Source organism: Psychromonas saccharinae (genome assembly GCF_051201515.1).
GTDB lineage: Bacteria > Pseudomonadota > Gammaproteobacteria > Enterobacterales > Psychromonadaceae > Psychromonas.
The window spans coordinates 2,613,192-2,633,967 of the sequence record NZ_CP195153.1 but is presented as its reverse complement, the minus strand read 5'-3'; the positions used below and the strand labels follow the sequence as shown (position 1 = coordinate 2,633,967).

General features: G+C 38.7%; 17 protein-coding genes and 1 pseudogene. 12 read left to right on the top strand and 6 right to left on the bottom strand.

Annotated features, from left to right (window positions below):
- The first annotated feature begins 31 nt into the window (after positions 1-31).
- The 3 genes from ACR30L_RS11585 to ACR30L_RS11575 are packed head-to-tail and all read left to right on the top strand — an operon-like array spanning position 32 to position 3,476.
- A complete protein-coding gene (locus ACR30L_RS11585) occupies positions 32-2,206 on the top strand; it encodes a Tex family protein (protein WP_435234409.1) in 2,175 nt (724 codons plus the stop codon).
- A gap of 2 nt (positions 2,207-2,208) precedes the next feature.
- Positions 2,209-2,910, top strand: coding sequence for a tRNA (adenine(22)-N(1))-methyltransferase (locus ACR30L_RS11580; protein WP_435234408.1), 702 nt, complete (start codon positions 2,209-2,211; stop codon positions 2,908-2,910).
- 50 nt (positions 2,911-2,960) lie between these two features.
- Entirely contained in the window at positions 2,961-3,476 is a 516-nt protein-coding gene (locus tag ACR30L_RS11575) for an NUDIX hydrolase (RefSeq protein WP_435234407.1), read from the top strand.
- A gap of 54 nt (positions 3,477-3,530) precedes the next feature.
- Here ACR30L_RS11575 and ACR30L_RS11570 read toward each other — a convergent pair whose 3' ends face one another.
- Positions 3,531-4,184, bottom strand: a complete 654-nt coding sequence (locus ACR30L_RS11570) for a DUF2913 family protein (RefSeq protein WP_435234406.1) — start codon at positions 4,182-4,184, stop codon at positions 3,531-3,533.
- Between the two features lie 163 nt (positions 4,185-4,347).
- Between ACR30L_RS11570 and ACR30L_RS11565 the strand changes: the two genes are divergently transcribed.
- Positions 4,348-5,256 (top strand): patatin-like phospholipase family protein, encoded by a 909-nt coding sequence (locus ACR30L_RS11565; RefSeq protein ID WP_435234405.1) that lies wholly within the window; start codon positions 4,348-4,350, stop codon positions 5,254-5,256.
- 12 nt (positions 5,257-5,268) lie between these two features.
- On the opposite strand, the gene ACR30L_RS11560 is transcribed toward ACR30L_RS11565, so the two are convergent.
- Positions 5,269-5,568 carry a hypothetical protein gene (locus tag ACR30L_RS11560; protein WP_435234404.1) on the bottom strand — a complete coding sequence of 100 codons (300 nt, stop codon included), beginning with the start codon at positions 5,566-5,568 and terminating at the stop codon, positions 5,269-5,271.
- Between the two features lie 435 nt (positions 5,569-6,003).
- Between ACR30L_RS11560 and ACR30L_RS11555 the strand changes: the two genes are divergently transcribed.
- From ACR30L_RS11555 to rihA, 6 genes are all read left to right on the top strand, one after another.
- Positions 6,004-7,455, top strand: a complete 1,452-nt coding sequence (locus tag ACR30L_RS11555; RefSeq protein WP_435234403.1) for an ATP-binding protein — start codon at positions 6,004-6,006, stop codon at positions 7,453-7,455.
- 235 nt (positions 7,456-7,690) lie between these two features.
- A complete protein-coding gene (locus ACR30L_RS11550) occupies positions 7,691-11,389 on the top strand; it encodes an ATP-binding protein (protein WP_435234402.1) in 3,699 nt (1,232 codons plus the stop codon).
- Positions 11,389-12,012, top strand: a complete 624-nt coding sequence (locus tag ACR30L_RS11545) for a hypothetical protein (RefSeq protein WP_435234401.1) — start codon at positions 11,389-11,391, stop codon at positions 12,010-12,012. Before ACR30L_RS11550 ends, ACR30L_RS11545 begins: the two co-directional genes overlap by 1 nt.
- On the top strand, positions 12,012-13,256 hold the full coding sequence (locus tag ACR30L_RS11540) for a hypothetical protein (protein ID WP_435234400.1): 1,245 nt from the start codon (positions 12,012-12,014) through the stop codon (positions 13,254-13,256). Before ACR30L_RS11545 ends, ACR30L_RS11540 begins: the two co-directional genes overlap by 1 nt.
- A gap of 25 nt (positions 13,257-13,281) precedes the next feature.
- Complete coding sequence (locus ACR30L_RS11535; protein ID WP_435234399.1) at positions 13,282-14,142, top strand: DUF7281 domain-containing protein; 861 nt, start codon at positions 13,282-13,284, stop codon at positions 14,140-14,142.
- A gap of 249 nt (positions 14,143-14,391) precedes the next feature.
- A complete protein-coding gene (rihA, locus tag ACR30L_RS11530; RefSeq protein WP_435234398.1) occupies positions 14,392-15,324 on the top strand; it encodes a pyrimidine-specific ribonucleoside hydrolase RihA in 933 nt (310 codons plus the stop codon).
- Between the two features lie 13 nt (positions 15,325-15,337).
- Here rihA and ACR30L_RS11525 read toward each other — a convergent pair whose 3' ends face one another.
- Positions 15,338-16,327 carry an integron integrase gene (locus ACR30L_RS11525; protein ID WP_435234397.1) on the bottom strand — a complete coding sequence of 330 codons (990 nt, stop codon included), beginning with the start codon at positions 16,325-16,327 and terminating at the stop codon, positions 15,338-15,340.
- Positions 16,328-16,575: 248 nt separating this feature from the next.
- Here ACR30L_RS11525 and ACR30L_RS11520 point away from each other — a divergent pair, with 248 nt between their 5' ends.
- Together ACR30L_RS11520 and ACR30L_RS11515 are read left to right on the top strand one after the other, a co-directional pair.
- The gene (locus ACR30L_RS11520) at positions 16,576-16,806 is read left to right on the top strand and encodes a DUF2188 domain-containing protein (protein ID WP_435234396.1); all 231 of its coding nucleotides are present in this window, start codon (positions 16,576-16,578) and stop codon (positions 16,804-16,806) included.
- Positions 16,807-16,808: 2 nt separating this feature from the next.
- Positions 16,809-17,423: a hypothetical protein gene (locus tag ACR30L_RS11515; RefSeq protein WP_435234395.1), complete on the top strand. Its 615-nt coding sequence runs from the start codon at positions 16,809-16,811 to the stop codon at positions 17,421-17,423.
- Positions 17,424-17,681: 258 nt separating this feature from the next.
- Here the strand turns inward: ACR30L_RS11515 and ACR30L_RS11510 are convergent.
- From ACR30L_RS11510 to istA, 3 genes and pseudogenes are all read right to left on the bottom strand, one after another.
- Positions 17,682-18,236 (bottom strand): annotated as a pseudogene (locus ACR30L_RS11510) (IS91 family transposase); the annotation flags it as partial.
- Between the two features lie 76 nt (positions 18,237-18,312).
- Positions 18,313-19,065: an IS21-like element helper ATPase IstB gene (gene istB, locus ACR30L_RS11505; RefSeq protein WP_435234394.1), complete on the bottom strand. Its 753-nt coding sequence runs from the start codon at positions 19,063-19,065 to the stop codon at positions 18,313-18,315.
- A 9-nt stretch (positions 19,066-19,074) separates the two neighbouring features.
- Positions 19,075-20,619 (bottom strand): IS21 family transposase, encoded by a 1,545-nt coding sequence (istA, locus tag ACR30L_RS11500; protein ID WP_435234393.1) that lies wholly within the window; start codon positions 20,617-20,619, stop codon positions 19,075-19,077.
- Positions 20,620-20,776 lie beyond the last annotated feature (157 nt).

Sequence of the window (20,776 nt, the reverse complement as noted above, 5' to 3'; positions counted from 1 at the left end):
TTATCAGATAAAACAAGCAGTAAAATAGACTATGAATACAGCTAGCCAATTAATAAAAGACACACTATCCACCGAATTATCAATTACAGGAAAGCAGGTAAATGCGTTTATCTCATTGTATGACCAGGGCAATACCGTGCCTTTTATCGCGCGATACCGTAAAGAAGCGACGGAAGGGCTGGATGATGTGCAACTCCGTAAATTAGAAACGCGATTACTTTATTTACGTGAATTAGCGGTGAGACGAACGACCGTATTAAAAAATATCAAAGAGCAGGGAAAATTATCGGTTTCGCTGGAAAAACAGATCCAAGTTTGTATGAGTAAAACGGAACTTGAATTGCTTTATGCTCCCTATAAAAGCAAACGAGTTAGTAAAGGTGATGTGGCAATCGAGGCCGGACTTGAGCCCCTAGCCGATAAGCTTTGGTTTAATGACGATGCAGATCAAGCCGTTTTAGCAAAATCTTTTATTAATTCAAAGAAAGGTTTTTCCGATATCAAAACAGTATTGGAAGGGGCGTTAGCGATATTAAGTGAGCGTTTTAATAGTGATCCTATCTTATTAGATAAGTTGCGTATTCATCTGACTAATAATGCGAGTTTCACTGCGACTGTTGTTAAAAGTAAACAGGCTGAAGCCAGTAAATTTAAGGATTATTTTGATTATAGCGAAAGAGTGAATCGCATTGCGCCCCATCGTTTTTTAGCGATATTACGTGGTAAAAGTGAAGGGTTATTAAGGCTTAAACTTGACCCGGATCCGAGGCAAGATAAATCGATTAAGACCTCCCATTGTGAAACTATTATGGCGAATCATATGGGGTTCTCATTAAATGGCGTCTCGGTAAATAGCTGGCGGCGAGAAGTGATTAGTAAATCTTGGAAAACAAAATTACTCGCCACGCTTGAAAGTCAGTTAATCGCAAGTTTAAAAGAAACTGCACATACTAGTGCGATCGAGGTTTTTGCCGGTAACTTAAAGGACTTATTAATGGCTGCGCCAGCAGGGCGTAAGGTTGTTTTAGGCTTAGATCCGGGGTTTCGGACTGGGTGTAAAGTTGCTGTTATTGACGCAACCGGTAAACTACTTGATTATGCCACCATTTACCCACATCAACCGGTATCTAAAATAGATCAGGCAGAATCAATATTAGTTAATTTAATTAATAAATATAAAGTCGACTTGATTGCAATTGGTAATGGTACCGCCTCGCGAGAATCAGAAGCCTTTATACGGGACTGTGTTAATAACAACTCACTTGATATTACCCATTTAATTGTTAGTGAAGCAGGGGCCTCGGTGTATTCTGCCTCGGAATTAGCGTCACAGGAATTTCCCGATCTCGATGTAGTGATTCGAGGCGCCATTTCAATTGCACGTCGTCTTCAAGACCCCCTTGCAGAACTTGTTAAGATAGATGCGCAAGCGATTGGTGTCGGTCTCTATCAACATGATTTAAATCAAGGCCAACTGAGTAAACGATTGCAAGCCGTCGTTGAAGACTGCGTTAATGCTGTTGGGGTAGATTTAAATACAGCTTCTCCATCATTGTTAAGCTTTATCGCTGGATTAAATACAACGATTGCACAAAATATCGTTGCTTATCGAGATGAGAATGGTTTATTTAATTCACGTCAAACCCTGAAAAAAGTCGCACGACTCGGAGATAAAGCCTTTGAACAGTGTGCAGGTTTTTTACGTATTGCGGAAGGTAAAAATCCTTTGGATAACACCGGCGTGCATCCAGAAGCCTATGCACTCGTTAATGAAATGGCAAAGCAGCAGCATAAGAAAGTATCTGAATTGATTAATAACGCATCATTATTAACTCGTTTGAACGAGAATACGTTTGTTAACCAACAATTCGGTCTATTAACGATTAAAGATATTATTAATGAATTAATTAAACCTGGTCGAGATCCCCGTCCAGCATTCCAAACAGTTCGTTATAAAAGTGGTATCAATAAAATTGATGATCTATATCCGGACCTTCTTTTGCAAGGCGTTATCACCAATGTAACCAGTTTTGGTGCTTTTGTTGATATCGGTGTTCATCAGGATGGATTAGTCCATATTTCTCAACTAGCAAATAAATTTGTCAGTGATCCTTTTCAAGTTGTTAAAGTCGGGCAGATTGTACAGGTTAAAGTACAAGAGATTGACGCACAACGGAAACGTATTGCCCTCACCATGCGTTTATAATCATGAATTCAACGAATAAAAATATTAAATTAAGTCAGCGTTTACAGTACATTAAAGCGTTGATTACGACACCTTATACACATATATGGGATTGCTGTTGTGATCATGGACTCCTTGGGTTGTCTTTACTTGATGAGCGGCGCGCAGAAACCATTCATTTTGTCGATGTTGTACCTGATTTGTTAGATAAAATAGAACAAACATTAACGCAGTTTTGGCAAGGTAATCGTGAAGATTGGCAAGTTCATTGTATCGATGCAGCGGCATTGCCGGTTGCACAATACACTCAAAACAAAACGGAAAATACACATCTTATTATTATTGCCGGTATTGGTGGTGACTTAATGATGCAATTGCTAGATTCACTGCATTGGATCACTGTCGATTATCACGTTGAATTTATTTTGTGTCCCGTTCATCATAATTACAAAGTGCGAGAATATCTTATTGAGCATCGATTTGGGCTAATGAATGAGTCGCTGGTATTTGAAAATAACCGAGGTTATGAAATATTACATGTCGCCACCTTATCATCGCGTTTATTAACTGAAACGGGATCGTTAATGTGGGACTTTAACAATGCATTACACCTTGATTACCTCAATAAGACGATTGCACATTATCAACGCCTTGCTAATAATCCTAACAATCAAGTAGGTCACATTATCAATCAATATCAACGACTGTTACCTGATGTTGAATAACGATAAAAATGTTATGCTTCGCGCCTTTTAAAATATAAGACTGATTAAATATGCGTTTATTAAAATCAACCGTACATCCAGATATTCAATCGCTAGATCGACCTACTTTTCTTCGTTTGGCAACACGGGCGATTATTCTTCAAGGTGAGCAGATTCTAATGTTATACACCGAACGTTATCATGATTACACATTACCCGGTGGTGGCGTTGATAAGGGGGAAGATCTTGAGCAGGGATTTGTTCGTGAATTACAGGAAGAAACCGGGGCTAAAAACATTAGAAATATAAGAGAATTTGGATTATACGAAGAATTTCGTCCTTGGTATAAGGATGATTTCGATATTATGCAGATGAAATCCTATTGTTATGTGTGCACTATCGATAATGAATTAGGTGAAACTCAATTTGAAGCATACGAGATAAAAAATGGAATGAAAGTAGTGTGGTTAAATATTTACGATGCAATTAAACATAATGAACATACAATCGCGAACAGTGATAAAAAAGGAATGTCTATCGAACGTGAAACATTTTTGTTGAAGTTGATCGTTAAAGACCTGCTGTAATTAAATGAAGTATCGAAGCGTTTATTGGCATATAAACGCCTCGAACATCAACAATTAATTTAGTTCTTTTGGCAGTTCTGGCAGGAAGTTACCATCATTATGAGGGTAAACCACAAACTCGCCATGATATTTCACCTTTGATTTATAGTCCGTTTGCTTATGAAGTAAAATGTGTTGTTCAAAGGCCAGTGTAATAACTGTTTGTTGATTGCCACGTACATATAATGAAATGGGCTTGATTAATACACCTTGTTCATCGAAGCAGTTTTCGATTTGCGTAGCACACACAATCAATGAATCTTTACCATCACTGTGACGATTTAATTTATCGACGACTTCTAAATCAGTTGTAACTAGCCATTGTTGTTCCGTTAACGCGGCATATAACGCAGTAAACTGTTCAATATTGATTGCTTGGCTTTCTTTCTTTTCATCTAAAATTCGGTTGTAACACTTTTGAAGATAAGTGAATTGCTCCTTTAATCCCGCATTTTTACCTAGGCTACGTGCTTTTTTCTGCCATAACTGCAGTGTTGCTAGCACGATACTATCAAAGCGTTTCTTTTTAATTGCCGTTGTTACCCAAGCGCCTAGATAATGTGCTTCACTTAATACATTTCGCATCGTTCTACCTGAGGCTTGAGAGGCATCTAATTCTGATAGAGCAAGCGAGGTAAGTTGGTAAATTTCTTGTGAGAAGATTGACATAGTATTCCGATTTTTAGATTAACGATAAATTTCTGGTTAAAAGTATGGCAGGCAATAAACGGCGGGACAAGCAATATCTATTTTTACTGTGGATATAAATTTTATCCTTTATGAAATCGGTATAAAATAGTAAATAATTTAGTGCATTGTTATTGGCCAATATATGGATAGAAAAAAAACAACTGTCTCACTGGTACTCGGAAGTGGTGGCGCTCGTGGTCTTGCTCATATCGGCGTGATTAAATGGTTAATTGAAAATGATTACCAGATAACATCAATATCTGGTAGTTCAATTGGCGCATTAATTGGTGGCGTTTATGCTTCGGGCAATTTAGATAAGTATGAAAAGTGGGTCTGTGGAATTGATAAAATTGATATTATTTCTCTTATGGACATTGCTTGGCGCTCCAATGGCTTTGTCCGTGGCGAGAAAATAATGCATACCCTGGTCGAGTTATTAGGCGATCAACAAATTGAAGATTTACCACTTTCCTTTACAGCTGTGGCTTCCGATATCGAAAATGAAAAAGAAGTGTGGATAAATTCTGGCTCATTATTTGAAGCAATACGCGCGTCTATTTCTATGCCGTTATTTTTTACACCGGTAATACGTAATGGCGCGATGTTGATTGATGGAGGGGTGTTGAATCCAATTCCGATCGCACCGGTTTTTGGCGATCAAACAAATTTAACCATTGCGGTTGGGTTAGGAGGAGCGAGGCAAAAAATATTATCTAATCAACCGCCCGTGGTACCCGTTACTAATCCGTTATTAAAGCGGGATACATTTATTCATGAAAAAATAATGAATTTTATTAGTAGTTTTAAACATGAAGATTTACCGATAAAAGAACCAGAATGGGGGGCATTGGAAGTTGCAAATCAAGCCTTGGATGCGATGCAAAGTGTGATTAGCCGACAAAAGTTAGCTGCTTATCCTGCTGATTATGTGATAGAAATTGCACGAAACGCCTGTGGTATCTTAGAATTTGACCGGGCACTGGAAATGATTGAGTTGGGTTACAAAATGGCGCAGCAAGTTTTACCAAGCAAAAGTGAGCAGGGTATGTAACGAAATGAAGTGTTAACTATTTTTCATTTCGCTATCTAAATAATGGGTAACCGAATTAATTAATACCGTATCGGCCATTTGCAGTGTATTAAACATTAACCAAATATAAGGGTCTTGGTCGTACCAACGTTTTCTATCAACTGATAATGGAAATTCGCAGGCTTTATCGCAGGTAAGTAAATCGGGATCGTAGTCCGTCACTAATGACATAACCCCTTTAATCAGAATATCTTGTTGATGAGTACCAATATCTTTGAAATCCGTCAGCCTATTACTGAGTGTAATATATTTGTTATACCATCGTCTTTGCATGAAAGCCTCTTTAATAAATTAAATACCGCATAGAAAAGTACTGTATTTTGCTAATTAGCGATATACAGAACATATTAAAGTCGTTGTTAAAATTTATGCTAACCATTAAAAAATGAGACTTTGTCCCATTAAGATAAAATCGTTTTCTATTTATTTCCTTAATACGCTAAGGCTTCACTATCACATATGTGCTTACATAGAATGTAGTATAAAAATAGTTTTAGGCAAATAGTTTAATCATACTATTGTTTTATTGGTAACTATTTCAAAGAGCTAGGATAGCAGTGTAACAAATTTTTTAATTAATTCTAGCGTAAATTTAAAGACTAAATGTGCAAAAAACATGCAAGGTGTCAACAGTATATTACGATGATGATTAAATGTTTATTTTGTAATGTACAATGCGCGAGTATATATTTTATAGGGCTGATTGCCATGAAGATTCAAAATAAATTCTTTTTAATTCTATTTAGCTTTAGTCTGATTTTAGTCACTATCGCCGCTTTATTAATGCAATGGAGTATTGGCAAAGGGATGATCGATTATGTCAATACGAAAGAGCGCCAAGCATTAGAGCCACTGATTGAATCCCTTGCTGAGGCATATCAAAAGACGGATGATTGGTCTGCCTTCCAAAATAAAAACCGTAAATTTTCTGATCTCGTGTATTTGAAATTAAACGGTAGCCAGTTTATGCAACCCTCTCCGGATAATCGACGCCCACCCATGGGCTTTAATGATCCACGCGATGGTTTAGATCCTTTATTTACCGAGAGAATGGTCGAAAGAAATAGGCAGGCTCCTTGGTATTCAGTGCTTGATAGTCAGAAAAAATTAGTAGTAGGTCACTATAGAAGTCAGCATGATTATAACCAAATACCTATTACAACCGATGATGATGAAGTCGTTGGGTTTTTATTGGTGCCGAAACGTGATCAAGTGTTCGATGGATATGAATTAGCTTTTATTGAACAGCAGGAGAGTTACCTGTGGATTTTTGCATTAATCACGCTATTTCTTGTTGGTTTGGTTTCGCTGCCCCTTGCCCGCAACGTACTTGGTCCTATTAACCTTATTGCCCAGGGCATGCATCAATTAACCCAAGGTACCTATAAACAAAAAATTGTACTACGTCGGAAAGATGAATTTGGGGAATTAATTCGAGATTTTAATGAACTTGCCTTAACCCTCGATGAAAATGAGAATGCGCGTAAACGTTGGATTGCTAATATTTCACATGAATTACGGACACCCGTGGCGATTTTACGTGGTGAATTAGAAGCTATGTTAGATAATGTGCGTCCTCTTAGTAAAGAAAACATCGAATCATCCAATGATGAGGTTAAGCATTTGCAATATTTGATTGATGATTTGCATCAGTTAACCAGTGCCGATATTGGTGGTATGCATTATCGAAAAAATAATGAATTTATCAATAAATGGCTGACTTCGGAAGTTGATAAATATCGTAGTTATTTATCCGATGCCGGGATTGCTTTAGAAACTGCGATTAGTAAGGAGCAAGCGGAGGTGTTTGCTGACCGCACGCGACTTTGCCAGTTATTTGAGAATATTATTAATAACTGTGTTAAATATTCACAAGCCACCTTAGTTAAGATTTCGTCTGAAGTGGATCACTCTGGCAACCAGACAATGTTGATCGTAAAAGTTGAAGACAATGGTATCGGTGTTGAGACCCATCATTTAGAAAACCTTTTTGAATATCTCTATCGTGTTGATGATTCTCGTAATCGCAAAACCGGAGGAACAGGGCTTGGTTTATCGATTTGTGCTCATATTGTTGCTGCGCATCAAGGTACAATTTCAGCAAGTCATGGAAAACAAGGTGGCTTGGCGATTATTATTACTTTGCCTTTAATTAAATAGTTCAATTAATGGTTTGATAACGTATTGAAATAATGAAGTTCAATCGGATTCTTGTTGATTAACGAAGAATCCCTATCAACCTTTTAATTGAATGTTAAAATTAACGGATCAAGGTAACGAATAAACCGCTAAATTACCTAAAAATCATCGACAAAAGCCCCCATTCCTTATAAATTAGCGTGCTTAGCTATCATTCCGTAAAAATGTTTAAAAACTGTTCAGAAAAGGATCCACTATGGCTCATCAAGCCTATTCTTTATTACGTATTATTATCATCGACAGCTTCTGGAAAGGTCAGGTTAATGAGTTGGAACTGAACGGCCACACTCAACTTGAGGGGACGAATGGTGCGGGTAAAACCTCATTAATGCGTTTATTGCCCCTTTTTTACGGGATGCGTCCGAGTGATATTGTCAGTAAAGTTGATCAAGCTAAAAACTTTGCCGATTACTATCTACCACGCGACTCCAGCATGTTGGTCTATGAATATCAACGTCCTATGGGACAAACCTGTATGGTGATTGCTAGTAGTAGTGATGGGCGTGGTGTGCAATTTAAGTTAATTGATGGTGGATACGATAGCCACTCTTTTATCGGTGAAAATAAACAACCCCTTGCAGTCCGTGAAATAGAACGCATTTACAATAGCGCGGGGTGTTTTTCTTCAACGTATCTGGGTGTCGATAAATACCGCCAAGTGATTCAAAATTTGCGCAGTGGTCGTAAGCTTAAAGACGTGCGCCAACTTCAGGCGCGTTTTGCTTTCAGTAGCTTACCCACACCGCATATCGATAAAGTTATTAACGGCACCATTGAGAAAAATCTCGACTTCGATGCGGTTAAACATATGTTAGTTGCCATTGCGAGTGACCATTTAGCGCGAAATAATGTTGAAGAAAAAGAACAAATTAGCCTTAACAAAGAAGATATCAGTCATTGGTTAGCGGATATCCAAGCAAGTAGAGCAATTCAAAAAGTCGCAGATAAAATTAGTCTCTGGCAGAGTGATTTCAATAATTTAGAAAGCTTGTTGATAAAATTACAACATTTGCATTTTGAGATTCTGCATCATCAAACTAAATTGCAAGATGTGCAAGTTACGCGTCAGCAGGAAAAAGAAGACACTCGGAAAACATTAGGCCAACTTGAAGACGCGTTAAAATCTGGTAAAGAGTCACTGACAAAAGAGATTGGTAAAATTAAAGCCTTAATTGAAGCCGATCAAAGTCGTATCGATTTGCTCGACCAAGACAAACTAGATTATGAAGATGATGATGCCGCGAATTATCAATTACATGCTGATCAGGCGCCACATATTCAACAGCAATTAAATGATGTTAATCAGATTATTGAAGCTTTTGAAGGCAATATTAGTAAGGTTCACAATAAATTCGAAAAATTAATTCAGGATTTAAAATTACAAAAAGTGACCGATGTCTCTGCGAATAAAGAGCAAGCCAGTCAGATTAAAGAGATGGCAAATACACAACTCTCAGCGCTGAATGAAAGCCATCAGCATCAGCTTAATCAATTAAATAATCAGTTAAATGAAACTGATTTAAAATTGAAAATGCAAAAGCAAACCCTTGAAAGCCAGTTAAATCAAGCTCAACATACGCAACAAAATCCAACGATTGATAGTGAATTATTGACTGCGATTGAAGTGAATCAAAACAACGTGACAAGCTGTCACGAACAACAAAGTTTATTACTTCAAAAACATAATGAGCAGACTAATCATCTCAATATGTTAGAAAAACAACGCGAAAAAGTACTCGATAAGCATAAAATTGAAACGCGTTATCATGAGCAATTAAAGCAGCAATGTCTTGCTATCGAACAACAATTGTTACCGCAGGTGGGGACGTTACAACACTTTTTGACCAATGAGCCTGCTGCGATTAATTGGAAAGATAATATTGGTCGTATTTTATCAACGGAACAATTGTCACGTACCGATCTCGATCCGCAATGGCAGGACGAATCGAACAGCATGTATGGATTAGCAATTGATTTACAACAGTTGCAGGATAATGACTTGCAACTGAGCGAAAATGAACTGCACGATAAAGCCGCTAATCTGGATAAAAAATGTCAGCAGCAAATTGAAAAGATAAACGGATTAGATACACAGGTTTCCGCCTTAAGAAAAGAGATTGAAGCGCAAACCTTAGCGATTACTGAGCTCAAACAAAACATCAAACAAAATGAGTTAAAACTCGAACAATTAAAAACACAAATGCATAACTTGGCGGCTAAAAAACAAATCGCGATAAAAGAAGCGAATGCTGCCGTTGAGCAATTAATTAAAACGTTAAACGGTAAACTTAAACAAAACAGCAAAGCGATAGATGAATTCAAAATATCATCGCAGGAAGAGCGTTTAACACTTAATAACCAAATGCTTGAACAACGTATGGTGATTGAATCGGATCGCGATAGTCAATTGGAACTACTGGCAACCCAATTAAATGAAATCGAAGAAAGCGTGAAAAGCCGATTACGTGATTACAAAAAACAAAAGAATACTCAGCTGAGTGAATTAGATCCCGATGGGGAAGTCGACAAGCGTACAAAAGAACGTAAAACCCTTGAGAAAAATCTTGCCGAATGTGCCGTTTGGGCACGTAAAGCCCGAGAGTATCAACAGTTTATGAATGAACGTTATATTCATCGCGATAAATTAGTTGAAACCAATCAGAATCGCGATATCGAAAAACGCGGTCTTGAGAATAGCTTAGAAGATCTGCTTGCACAGAAAGGTCAATTGATCAGTGAAAACCAAAAACGATTTAAAAAGTTAACCACCCAATTACGTGATACCGGTGAATTACTTAATCAGCTTTCAGAAAGCCAACGTTTATGTGAAATCAGTGGCATTGCGGTATTGCAAAGTGACTCTGAGCCAACCAATGAAGCTGATTTAGCCGTTAGTTTTTGTTTCGATTGGTTGAAACAATTTAAAACCGTTGAAAAACGTTTAGCCGAGCAATTAAATCGTTTTAGTGAGACCTTTAAGAAAAGTCATGCAAATAGCGAATTGTATGCAAATTGGCAGAAACTTGTTTCCGATAACGATAATTATCAAGGTGCTAAAACCCTGTTTAAATACCGTAATCCGATTGCCGATTTACTGAGTAGTGCCGAGCAAAAACAAAAGAATACATATCAGCTGGTGACCGTTAATGCCAATATGATCAACGAATTTTACCAACATATCGAAAACTTCGGGCGTCGTATCAAAATCATCGGCAAGCAACTGTCTAAAAACGTCACGGCATTAGCGCATTTTGAAGCCTTGGCAGATATCAACGTGTATACGGTGATGAAACAAGAAGAGTTAGATTACTGGGGACCATTGCAACAGTTTGCTAAGTTATTTGAAATCTACCGTGATGATTTACGCGAAGGAGTGGGCGACATTCCCGATGATTTAATTTACGCGATGCAAAAATTATCCAGTTACTTACCCAGTGAAGGGTTTGTTCTATCGCATATTAACCTATTCGATATTGAATTTACCATTACCGAAAAAGGGCATTTAAAACATGCACGTAATGCGCGGCAACTGAAAAAAATTAGTTCGACAGGGCTTTCATATCTGGCAATGTTGTCATTGTTTGCAGGTATTTTGGGGATGTTACGTGGCGAAAGCGATGCACCTTCGGTAATTATTTTACCCGTCGATGAGTTAGGTGAATTAGCCGCTGAAAATATCGATTTATTACTTAAAATGTTTAGTGAAAACAGCATTGCTATGTTATCGGCATCACCGTCAACGGACCGTCATATTCTATCGTTATATGATCGTCATTATAAATTAAAAGATAATAAGATTTATCATGCGGATATACCTAAATCTCGTCTGGATGAATTATTGGCGCTGCGTCATCAAGGGAATCTTTCTGCGCAACAACCGGTGGAGAATGTCTAATGTTTAAACAAACCGTTCAGCAACTACTCACCGGCGCGATCATTTGTGAAACGAGTTTCGCCGATGAGTTTGAATACTTAAAGGCAGAAGAAAATAATCAACGAGTCGGTGATTTTTTATCGAATCTTGACCGCGATTTAACCTATATGGACAGCGCCGATGCCTATTATTGTACCTTTAAGCAGGTTGATGACAGTAACACCGCTGAATTAAGCGCACTATTCAGCGAAATGCGCAGTACTTTTCGTCCGCTGGTGGAATTTCTTGAACTCTTACTCACTGCTACGCAAACAGATTTACCCTTACGTGCAAAATCCGTGGTGAATATTAACGAATTGTTTGACCCCTTTGAACACGACCAAACGCTGCGTGACCAATTGCGTCGTCTAACATCCATTAAACCCTTTAAGACCAATAAACTGGAAACGCGTGAGCAACTGGTTTTCATTTTTCATAAGTTAGAAGAAATGCGTTATTTAGTGCGTAAAAATACGGGCAGTAGTCGTTACTATGCAACGGCACGATTTGACATTATTTATTTGCTTATTGAATTTCTCAATGACTCCGAACAAGTCGAGTTACCCGAAAACGAACAACATCAGCAAGAGGAGTTGTTGTTCTAATGGCGGGTTACGATACAGGCGATGTTGCCGAGTTATTAAAACAAATAGGCAGTAATGCAGCATTGCTTGCCGATGCTTACGTGTATGGTTCCATTGCCGGGGATCAACTCGAAGCGGGTAAGTTAAACTTATTGCAGAAAAAAGGGCTGTTACGCCCCGACGATGAACCCGGCGACTACCGCGTCACTGCGGAACTCAAACGCATGTTAAATCGTTTGATGCGAAAACAAAGTAGTTACCGTCAGTTGACCGATATGGGGAAAGTGATTGATGCGCTTGATGATACCGTGCAAGATTTTCGTCTTTCAACGCAAAGCAACGAACAGGACGATGCCGAATATTACCTCGACCAACTTGATGATTTACTGTACGAAGCAAAAGAAAATCTAAATGTTAGTTTAGATAACATGCATTATGCGATAACCAGTCAATTCGGTTTTGTGAGTACATTGAGCGCGAAAGTACGTGAAAATGAAAAAGCCTTAGATTATGCCCAGAAGCTGCTGACTGAGTTACAGCAAATCGACCCAGAAGCCTGTTATGAATGGGCAAATTGGGCCTGTCCGGTTGATTTTGCACGTAAAATAAGTGGGTTTATTTACTGGTTTAAGCAAATACTGGGGCGCTTGCGTTATATTATCGATAATATGCGCTTGAGCTTATTTCGCTTGCGCCGCGATGAAAAACAAGCCAGCTTACTGCGCAATATGGCGCGTTATCTGCGCAAACATCCTGAGTTTGAGATAAATGAAGCGATATTTGAAGATCCAAATCTGATTAAACCGCTAAAATTCGCACCACCGATGAAACTCAAAAGTTATGTCGATGTACACAACACCGCCGTAGAAGAACCATTAATTCGTCTGGTGCAAGCATTACGTAAACAAAGTGTACCAGGCAGTACGCGAGAGCGCGAAACGAGTGTCGTTGATAATAGTCCTACCGAAAATATTATTGCTCAACATGACTATTTTGAAGAACAGGTTGAACATTTATTTGAACAGGCCATTACCACTGGCAATGTTATTTCCGCCATCAGCTATTGGCAGCAATCGATTCCCGCTTGGGCTAAATCATCGCAAGATATTGCCCCTAAGGCCTGGATTGAATTAGTGTTTAGCTGTTATTGTAAACTAACCAATGAACAGCAGGATGCCCTTGATATTAAAATGAAAGGGGAGTTAGTTAATGGTACATCTGCAAACTATAGCTATCGCGATGTGCATATTTTATTAAAAGAGTAATATTATCGAGCCAACAGAGAAATAAATGAAAAAAGCGTTATACCAGTTTTGTCAAAGTAAGTTTAAAACACTAAGCAGTGGTCGACTAAAACTGTCCGCTTTATTACTGCGCTTACACCATGAGTATACTTTTGGTGAAATTAAAGGTGATTACCTGTACTTTAATGAACATGATCGGATGGCATTAATCGAGCGGGTGCGTTTTGAAAATGGTGTACATCTTCTACGTGAACCGTTTCCTGAATTACAAAGTCGTTCTAAAATCGCTCAACATCAGCGTAATGAAAAAGTCGGCAGTTACGCTGTTAGTCAAGATTTTATACTGGTTAATTGTTTAAAAAACCTCCGTGTTAATCATCAACAAACCCCCATTAGTCCGATTACGTCACTCGGTTTATATCTTAAAGCCGACGATATTATTTCCGTGGAACATCCGCAAATCGTGTTTGTTGAAAACCTTGAAATGATGGCTAATTTAGCCCAATTAGATATACCTGATAATCTTCAATCTGCATTGTGGGTGTATCGTGGCGATATTAAAAAGCAACAATCAACCACGACCTCGTACCATTTCTTTAGACGGTTTAAAGACACCAATCAACTTATTTGCTTTAGTGATTTAGATCCAAAGGGGATTGAAATCGCCATCACAAGTGGTGCGCATTATTGGTTAACGGCGGAAGATACGAGCCTTGTCGATATAGAGTTACATGGCGACGAATATGAATGGTTTAAACAAACCAAAACCATTAAATACTTGCAAGTTAAGACCGATTTACCAGAAAAATGCCAAGTTGCATTTATCGATATGTGTTTGAATCGAAAAACATTAAAACAAGAACATATGCTTGAGCACCGTATTAAATTAGGGCTATTTGAGCTTTGAGCTTTGAGGTTGAATCTATCATATTGTTTTTATGTCTGAGAAACCTTGCCTTCATTGACAGAAATTACTTTACTGAATAAGCTGAATGACGCGTAGTGATTTATCTATCCCCATTACCAATCAATAACGCTTTCAGTTTATTGAAGGGTAATGAAGATAACATCCCATTAAACCAATATACCGACCTAATGAATCGCCAGATAATAGAGTCGGTCTTGTATTTATTTCCCCTAGGAATAAGGAATTTCCATGAAACGTCCCGTTATTCTCGACTGTGATCCCGGCCATGATGATGCCATTTCACTGATATTAGCCTTGAGTTCGTCTGAACTCGATGTGTTAGCCGTTACCACCAGTGCCGGTAATCAAACCCCAGATAAAACCCTCAATAATGCACTGAAAGTGTTAACACTGCTTAATCGATATGATATTCCCGTTGCAGGCGGTGCGCTAAAACCGTTGGCGCGGGAGTTAATTATTGCCGACAACGTGCACGGTGAAACTGGACTAGATGGCCCTAAATTACCTGAACCTGCATTTGCCCCTGTAGAACAAACGGCCATTACCTTAATGGCAGAGAAAGTGCGTCAAAGTAAATCGCCAGTGACTCTTGTACCCACCGGACCATTAACGAATATCGCACTCTTTATCGCAACCTATCCTGAATTATTGTCGAATATCGATAGTATCGTGCTGATGGGCGGTGCGGCCGGTGTCGGGAACTGGACTCCCGCTGCAGAATTTAATATTTTTGTTGATCCGGAAGCCGCTGATATGGTTTTTAAATCGGGTATTCCCATTGTAATGTGTGGACTCGATGTGACCCATCAAGCACAGATAATGGATGAAGATATTGAACGAATTCGCGCAATAAACAATCCTATCGCCAAATGTGTGGCCGAGTTACTCGATTTCTTCATGATTTATCATCGCGATCCAAAATGGGGATTCACCGGTGCACCTTTACATGACCCTTGTACCATTGCTTGGTTACTAAACCCTGAATTATTTACCTTTGTAGATTGTTGGGTTGGCGTTGAAACAAAAGGGCAACATACACAGGGAATGACCGTGGTTGATCGTTACCAACTGACCGAAAATCGACATAATGCAAAGGTATTAATTAATATTGATAGGCCAGGGTTTGTTGACTTTATCGTGACACGTTTGAGTGAGTATTAAATAAGCCTGAGTGTTATTTGTTGTTAGTGCCGTATACCCGAAATAAATCGGATAATGGACTTTGAACACCATTCGCACCAGCTTGAAGAACATGTGTATAAATTTGTGTGGTGCGAATATCAGAATGGCCTAATTGTTCTTGTACAGTACGGATATCCGCGCCACGTTGTAATAGGTGGGTTGCAAAAGAGTGGCGTAGAGTATGGCAAGTCACTCTTTTTTGAAACTGTAATTTTTTTGCGGTATTTCGAATGGCTTTTTGTAAACTTGTTTCATTAATGTGATGACGTCGTAACACATTGGCTTCAGGATCTATACTTAACTGGGTTGATGGAAATAAATAATGCCAGTTAAAATCTTTTTCAGCATGTGGAAATTTTCTTGCAAGGGCATAGGGAAGCTTCACTCCTTTATATTCTTCATTACCCAAGTCTTGTTTATAAAAGCAATGTGCCTTTGCTATTTGTTCTTTAAGAGAGGGTACAAGCTCTTTTGCTAAGGTGACTCGACGATGTTTATCGCCTTTTCCGTGCCATATTTGTAATGATAAATAGTCAAAATCAATATCTTGTATTCGTAGTCTCAATACTTCCATCAGTCTTAATCCACTGCCATATAATAATTTACAAGGTAATGCAGAAGATACGGGTAAATTTTGCAATAATGCAGCTATTTCTTGAAGAGTTAGTACCGTGGGTAACTTAGGTTGCGTAGCTGTTTTATTAAATTTTAGCTCAAGCGTTAATGGGGTTTGTAGTATTTCCCTATATAAGAAAACTAACGCATTTAGTGCCAAAGCTTGTGTTTTGGGGGCAACAGCACGTTGGTTTGCTAGATAGGATAAAAATTTTTCAACTTCTGGATTGTGGCATTTAATAGGATGTTGTTTATTATTGAAATAAATAAACGTTTTGATCCAATGAATGTAGGATTCAATGGTTCTTTTTGCATAACGTTTAGATCTCATTTTTTCTTCAATTGAACATAAAAAGGGAGACTTCATAAAAACTCCTACTTGCAATTATTGGCTGTTTTTATATACAGTATAGTTACTATTCCGTATTTTTGTCGTAAGTGCGGAATAATTCCGCCTTTCTACAAATATTTCTTTTAATTGGGAAATATAACCATTTGATAAAAATGGTTAAAAAAGTTATTGTTTATTTTCATTATAAATAATTGATGGGCGTATTTTTTGTGGAAGTACGGAATTAGTCCGTCTAATAAGCTGTTATGTTTCAAGGAGCAGGTATGAGTAAGACTCAACATGTAGTGAAAGATAGTAAAGGTGGGTGGGCTGTAAAAAAAGGTGGTGGTGAAAAGGCTAGCCGTCATTTTGATACACAGCAAGACGCAATAGATTGGGGACGCCAAGTAGCTAAAAACCAAAAAGCCGAATTTTACATCCATGGAAAGGATGGAAAGATTCGCTCAAAAGACAGCTATGGAAATGATCCCCATCCACCTAAAGATAAAAAGTAAATATGGACGACTTCGAACTTAATGTTTTTGTTAATTGTCCATTTGACGATGATTATAGGCAATTGCTAATTACAGCTATTTTTACGGTTAAATTTCTTGGCTACAAGCCAAGATTATCAATTGAAAGAGCTGATTCTGCCGAAAGCAGAATCGAGAAAATAGTAGGGCTTATCAACGAATCAAAATTTGGTATACATGACCTATCACGAATAGTTTCAACCGGAAGTGAAGAACATTTCCGTATGAATATGCCATTCGAATTAGGAATAGATTATGGCTGTCAAAAACTCAAAGGTGGTATTTGGGCGACAAAACAAATTCTAATATTAGAGAAGGAGCGCTATAGATATCAAAAAGCTCTTTCAGATTTATCTGGTTCTGATATTAAAAGTCATGATGATGATCCTATTAAGCTTATTAAAGCAGTGAGAGATTGGTTTGTTACTGTTGAGTCTTTAAGGGTCGATGGCGCTAAAAAAATTTGGAATAGTTTTAATGACTTTCAAGCTTATCTATATGATGAAGTCGTTGAAAAAGATGGGCATGACTCTGTTGATGATGTCCAAATCACAGAAGTTATTCAACATATTTCAGACTGGTTAGCAATTGAAACATAACAAATAAGGATAGGTGTCGCGCAGCCGACACCTTATCTGGGTGTTGAACAAGCCCGAGCAGCTTATTTATAGTAAATTGTGAAATTGATATCTAGATTGATGTTGTCTTGTGTCTTTTCGCAAGACGAGTTTGGCTGGGATAACGAATGAAGTTTAACGTTATCAATAGGTTGTGGTTTTATTTCCTGTCGTTTATCTTACTGTGTTGTCCTTTTATTTACGTGGCAGCCATTATCCTTATTATATTCTGCCTTTCGGCTAACTCTGTCGTATTATTCCTGCATATTGCATGTCGTGTTGGCAACAAGGACACCTTCGTTTTGCTTTCCCTCTAATGGGCTCTTGTATTGGTGCAATCCATTTTGTTACTGTCATTAATAACTGTTGAATGCGTAAACGTACGGTTTTGGCATTACCGCGTAGGAATCCATAATCACGCACACGTTGAAATCCTTTGGGTAGAGCATGTTGTAAAATCAGCCAAATAAATTGTAACGGTGGCAATACTCTGATTTTCCATTGATTGGTTTGACCGTCGCGATAGCGGAAGGTCACACTGTTTGAGGTTACCTTGAGAATATCTCTGTCGGGTAATACACCTCTGTATAAATAGCGAGATAGGTATTGCAGCGCATGCTCACCATAACCAATATGACGACAATCAACGACCCATTGACGGGGGAGTCCTTGCGGTAATGTTAATCTATCGTGGTGATTAATTGCATCGAGTAAGCGTGCACGCCATACCTTTGCTAAGGCAAATTCATTAAACAGATAGTGCTTATCGCCTTTATGCCATACTTGCTTAACTGCGTATTAACATGAAGAAGATCACTGATTACCATCCATGGAGATCGCTAACTCTCTAATCAACAGGACCTCGTTTAATCTACTTTTTTTGATCTCCATGAGTCAATGGTTTTATCATTTTTCTCATCGATTCTCCTTCTAATTCTATTTTAATTGACCGGTGTACTAATCGATCGAGTATTGCATCGGCATGTGTCGATTCACCTATCATTTCATACCAATTCGATATCGGTAATTGACTGATTATTAATGTGGCGTGATGGTCGTAGCGACCATCAATAAGCTCAAGTAAGTCACTACGTTGATTCGCATTTAATGGCTCTAGACCCCAGTCATCAATGATCAGTAAATCTGCTTTAATAAGTTTACCGATAAGCTTTCGGTAACTGCCTTCTGCCTGCCCAAGGTACATCTGCTCGAGCAACTCTTTTAGCCGGAAGTAGAATACTGTTTTACCTTGCCTACAGTGCTCGACTCCAAGTGCGCAGGCAATATAGGTTTTACCGCATCCCGTTGCACCAGTGATGACTAAGTTATGCGCATGATTCAACCATTCACTTTGGCTTAACGTCCTTATCTGGGCTTTATCTAGGTTACGGCTAGCTTTGTATTGGATATCACCAAGCGCAGCTCTTTGCCTGAACTTAGCTTGCCGGGTAAGCCTCTCAATACGTCGTTGTTGACGTTGTGTAAGCTCTTGAGCCAGAAGTACCTGCAAACGCTCAGTAAAGCTTAATTCAGCATAGGTATTTGCTTGCATAAGTTGTTGTTCAAGAGCATCACGCATGCCTGTCAGTTTTAATTGATTAAGTTGTTGTGTAATTTCTTGCATAGTCTTTCCCTAGTGATAGTAATCATTGCCACGTATATTTTGATGTTCGATCTCGGATAATAAATCAGGCTGTTGCTCTAATATTGGTGTTTTATCCAATCCTTTTTGCAGTATATTAATTATATTTCTAAGCCGATTAGCCCCCGTAATAAGACCGCGTTCACAAGCCTTTTCTAACCGAGTTTTGCTGTATTTCGACGATAAATTAAGTAGCCCTAAACATGAACGATAAGCTTGCTCTGGGTGCTTTCGGCTTGCTAGATGCGTTTGTACTAGCGCGAGTGTATTTGGGCCAATACTCTTAGCCCAGCTTTCAAACCGTGCTGGTGACCATTGCTGTTTTTGATGAGCTTGAGGCATATGCACATCTTGTGTGGTATGCCTTCCGGCTTGATACGAGCGAGGATGAGTTGCAACCGTATTCCCCTCAAACTTTAAGGTGATAAGCTGGCCTGTTACCAGGGCTTCAAGCTGCTTTTTAACAAGGTTATAAGGTACTGAGTAATAGTGTTTTTCGATTTCAACGTGGTAATCGATATTAACGCGAACATTTTTAACATAGGTGAACTGATAAACTGAGTCCGGTAAAGGCTTTAGCGCGGGTTTATCGATACGTTGAAACAACGATATACGGGATTCATTATATTGCTTCATCACTTTATTGTTCATCCAACTGAGCAACTCGGCTATGCGCTGATTGAGTTGCTTTAGACTGAAGAAGGTCTCTTTACGAACCCTGGCCATTATCCAACGCTCAACAATCAGTACGCCTACTTCAGCCTTTGATTTATCCTTCGGTTTATAAGGTCTTGCGGGGATGATAGCCGTATCATAATGTGCGGATAGCTGATGGTAAGTAGGGTTCAAATCTGGTTCATAGCGACAGCTTTTATGAACACCACTTTTAAGGTTATCAGGGATAACCATTTCAGGGACGCCACCAAGAAATTCAAAGCAACGTACGTGACTCATTATCCAGTCTTCCAACTTTTGAGACCAAGTTGCTTCTGCATAGGTATAGTTGCTCGCCCCCATAACCGCGACAAAGACTTGGGCATTTCGATACTCACCTGTATCAGGGTTAACGATAGCAATCGTAGGACCGCAGTAATCGACAAACAGCTTTTCACCCGCATGATGCGTTTGTCGCATTGATAAGCGTAGCGTTGAGCACCACTGTCGGTACATGCGACAGTAATGGTTATAACTGTAATAGCCAGCCGGATTGCTATCAGCATATTCCTCCCACAAAAGTTGCAAGGTCATATACTTACGTGTTTTAAGCTCATCTTGCACGACTTGCCAGTTTGGTAAGCTGTGTTTTTTCAGTGGCGCTTTGGTTTTTAGAAAGGTGTTTTTGAGAGTAACGTCATCCCAGGTATCGTCTAGCGGCCAATCCATGATCCCCATTTTTGCGGCTCGAGCGCAATAGCGAGAGACAACGGAGGGGGAAATAGATAGGCTCTTCGCTATTTGCCTATGGCTTAGTTTTTGTCCGTATTTGAGGCGGAGTATATCTTTTAATTTTTTCATCGTTATAGGTACTGTTGACATGGTTACTCTCATCACATTAAAAAATGACAGAGTAACGGTTAAACACACCTATTGACTAGAAAGTGAGCAAATCAATAACATCGATGAAGATCGCTAAATAACATTTTGGCTCAAAACTGATCTCCATGAATGTTATTTGCTGATCTAAGTTGATGTT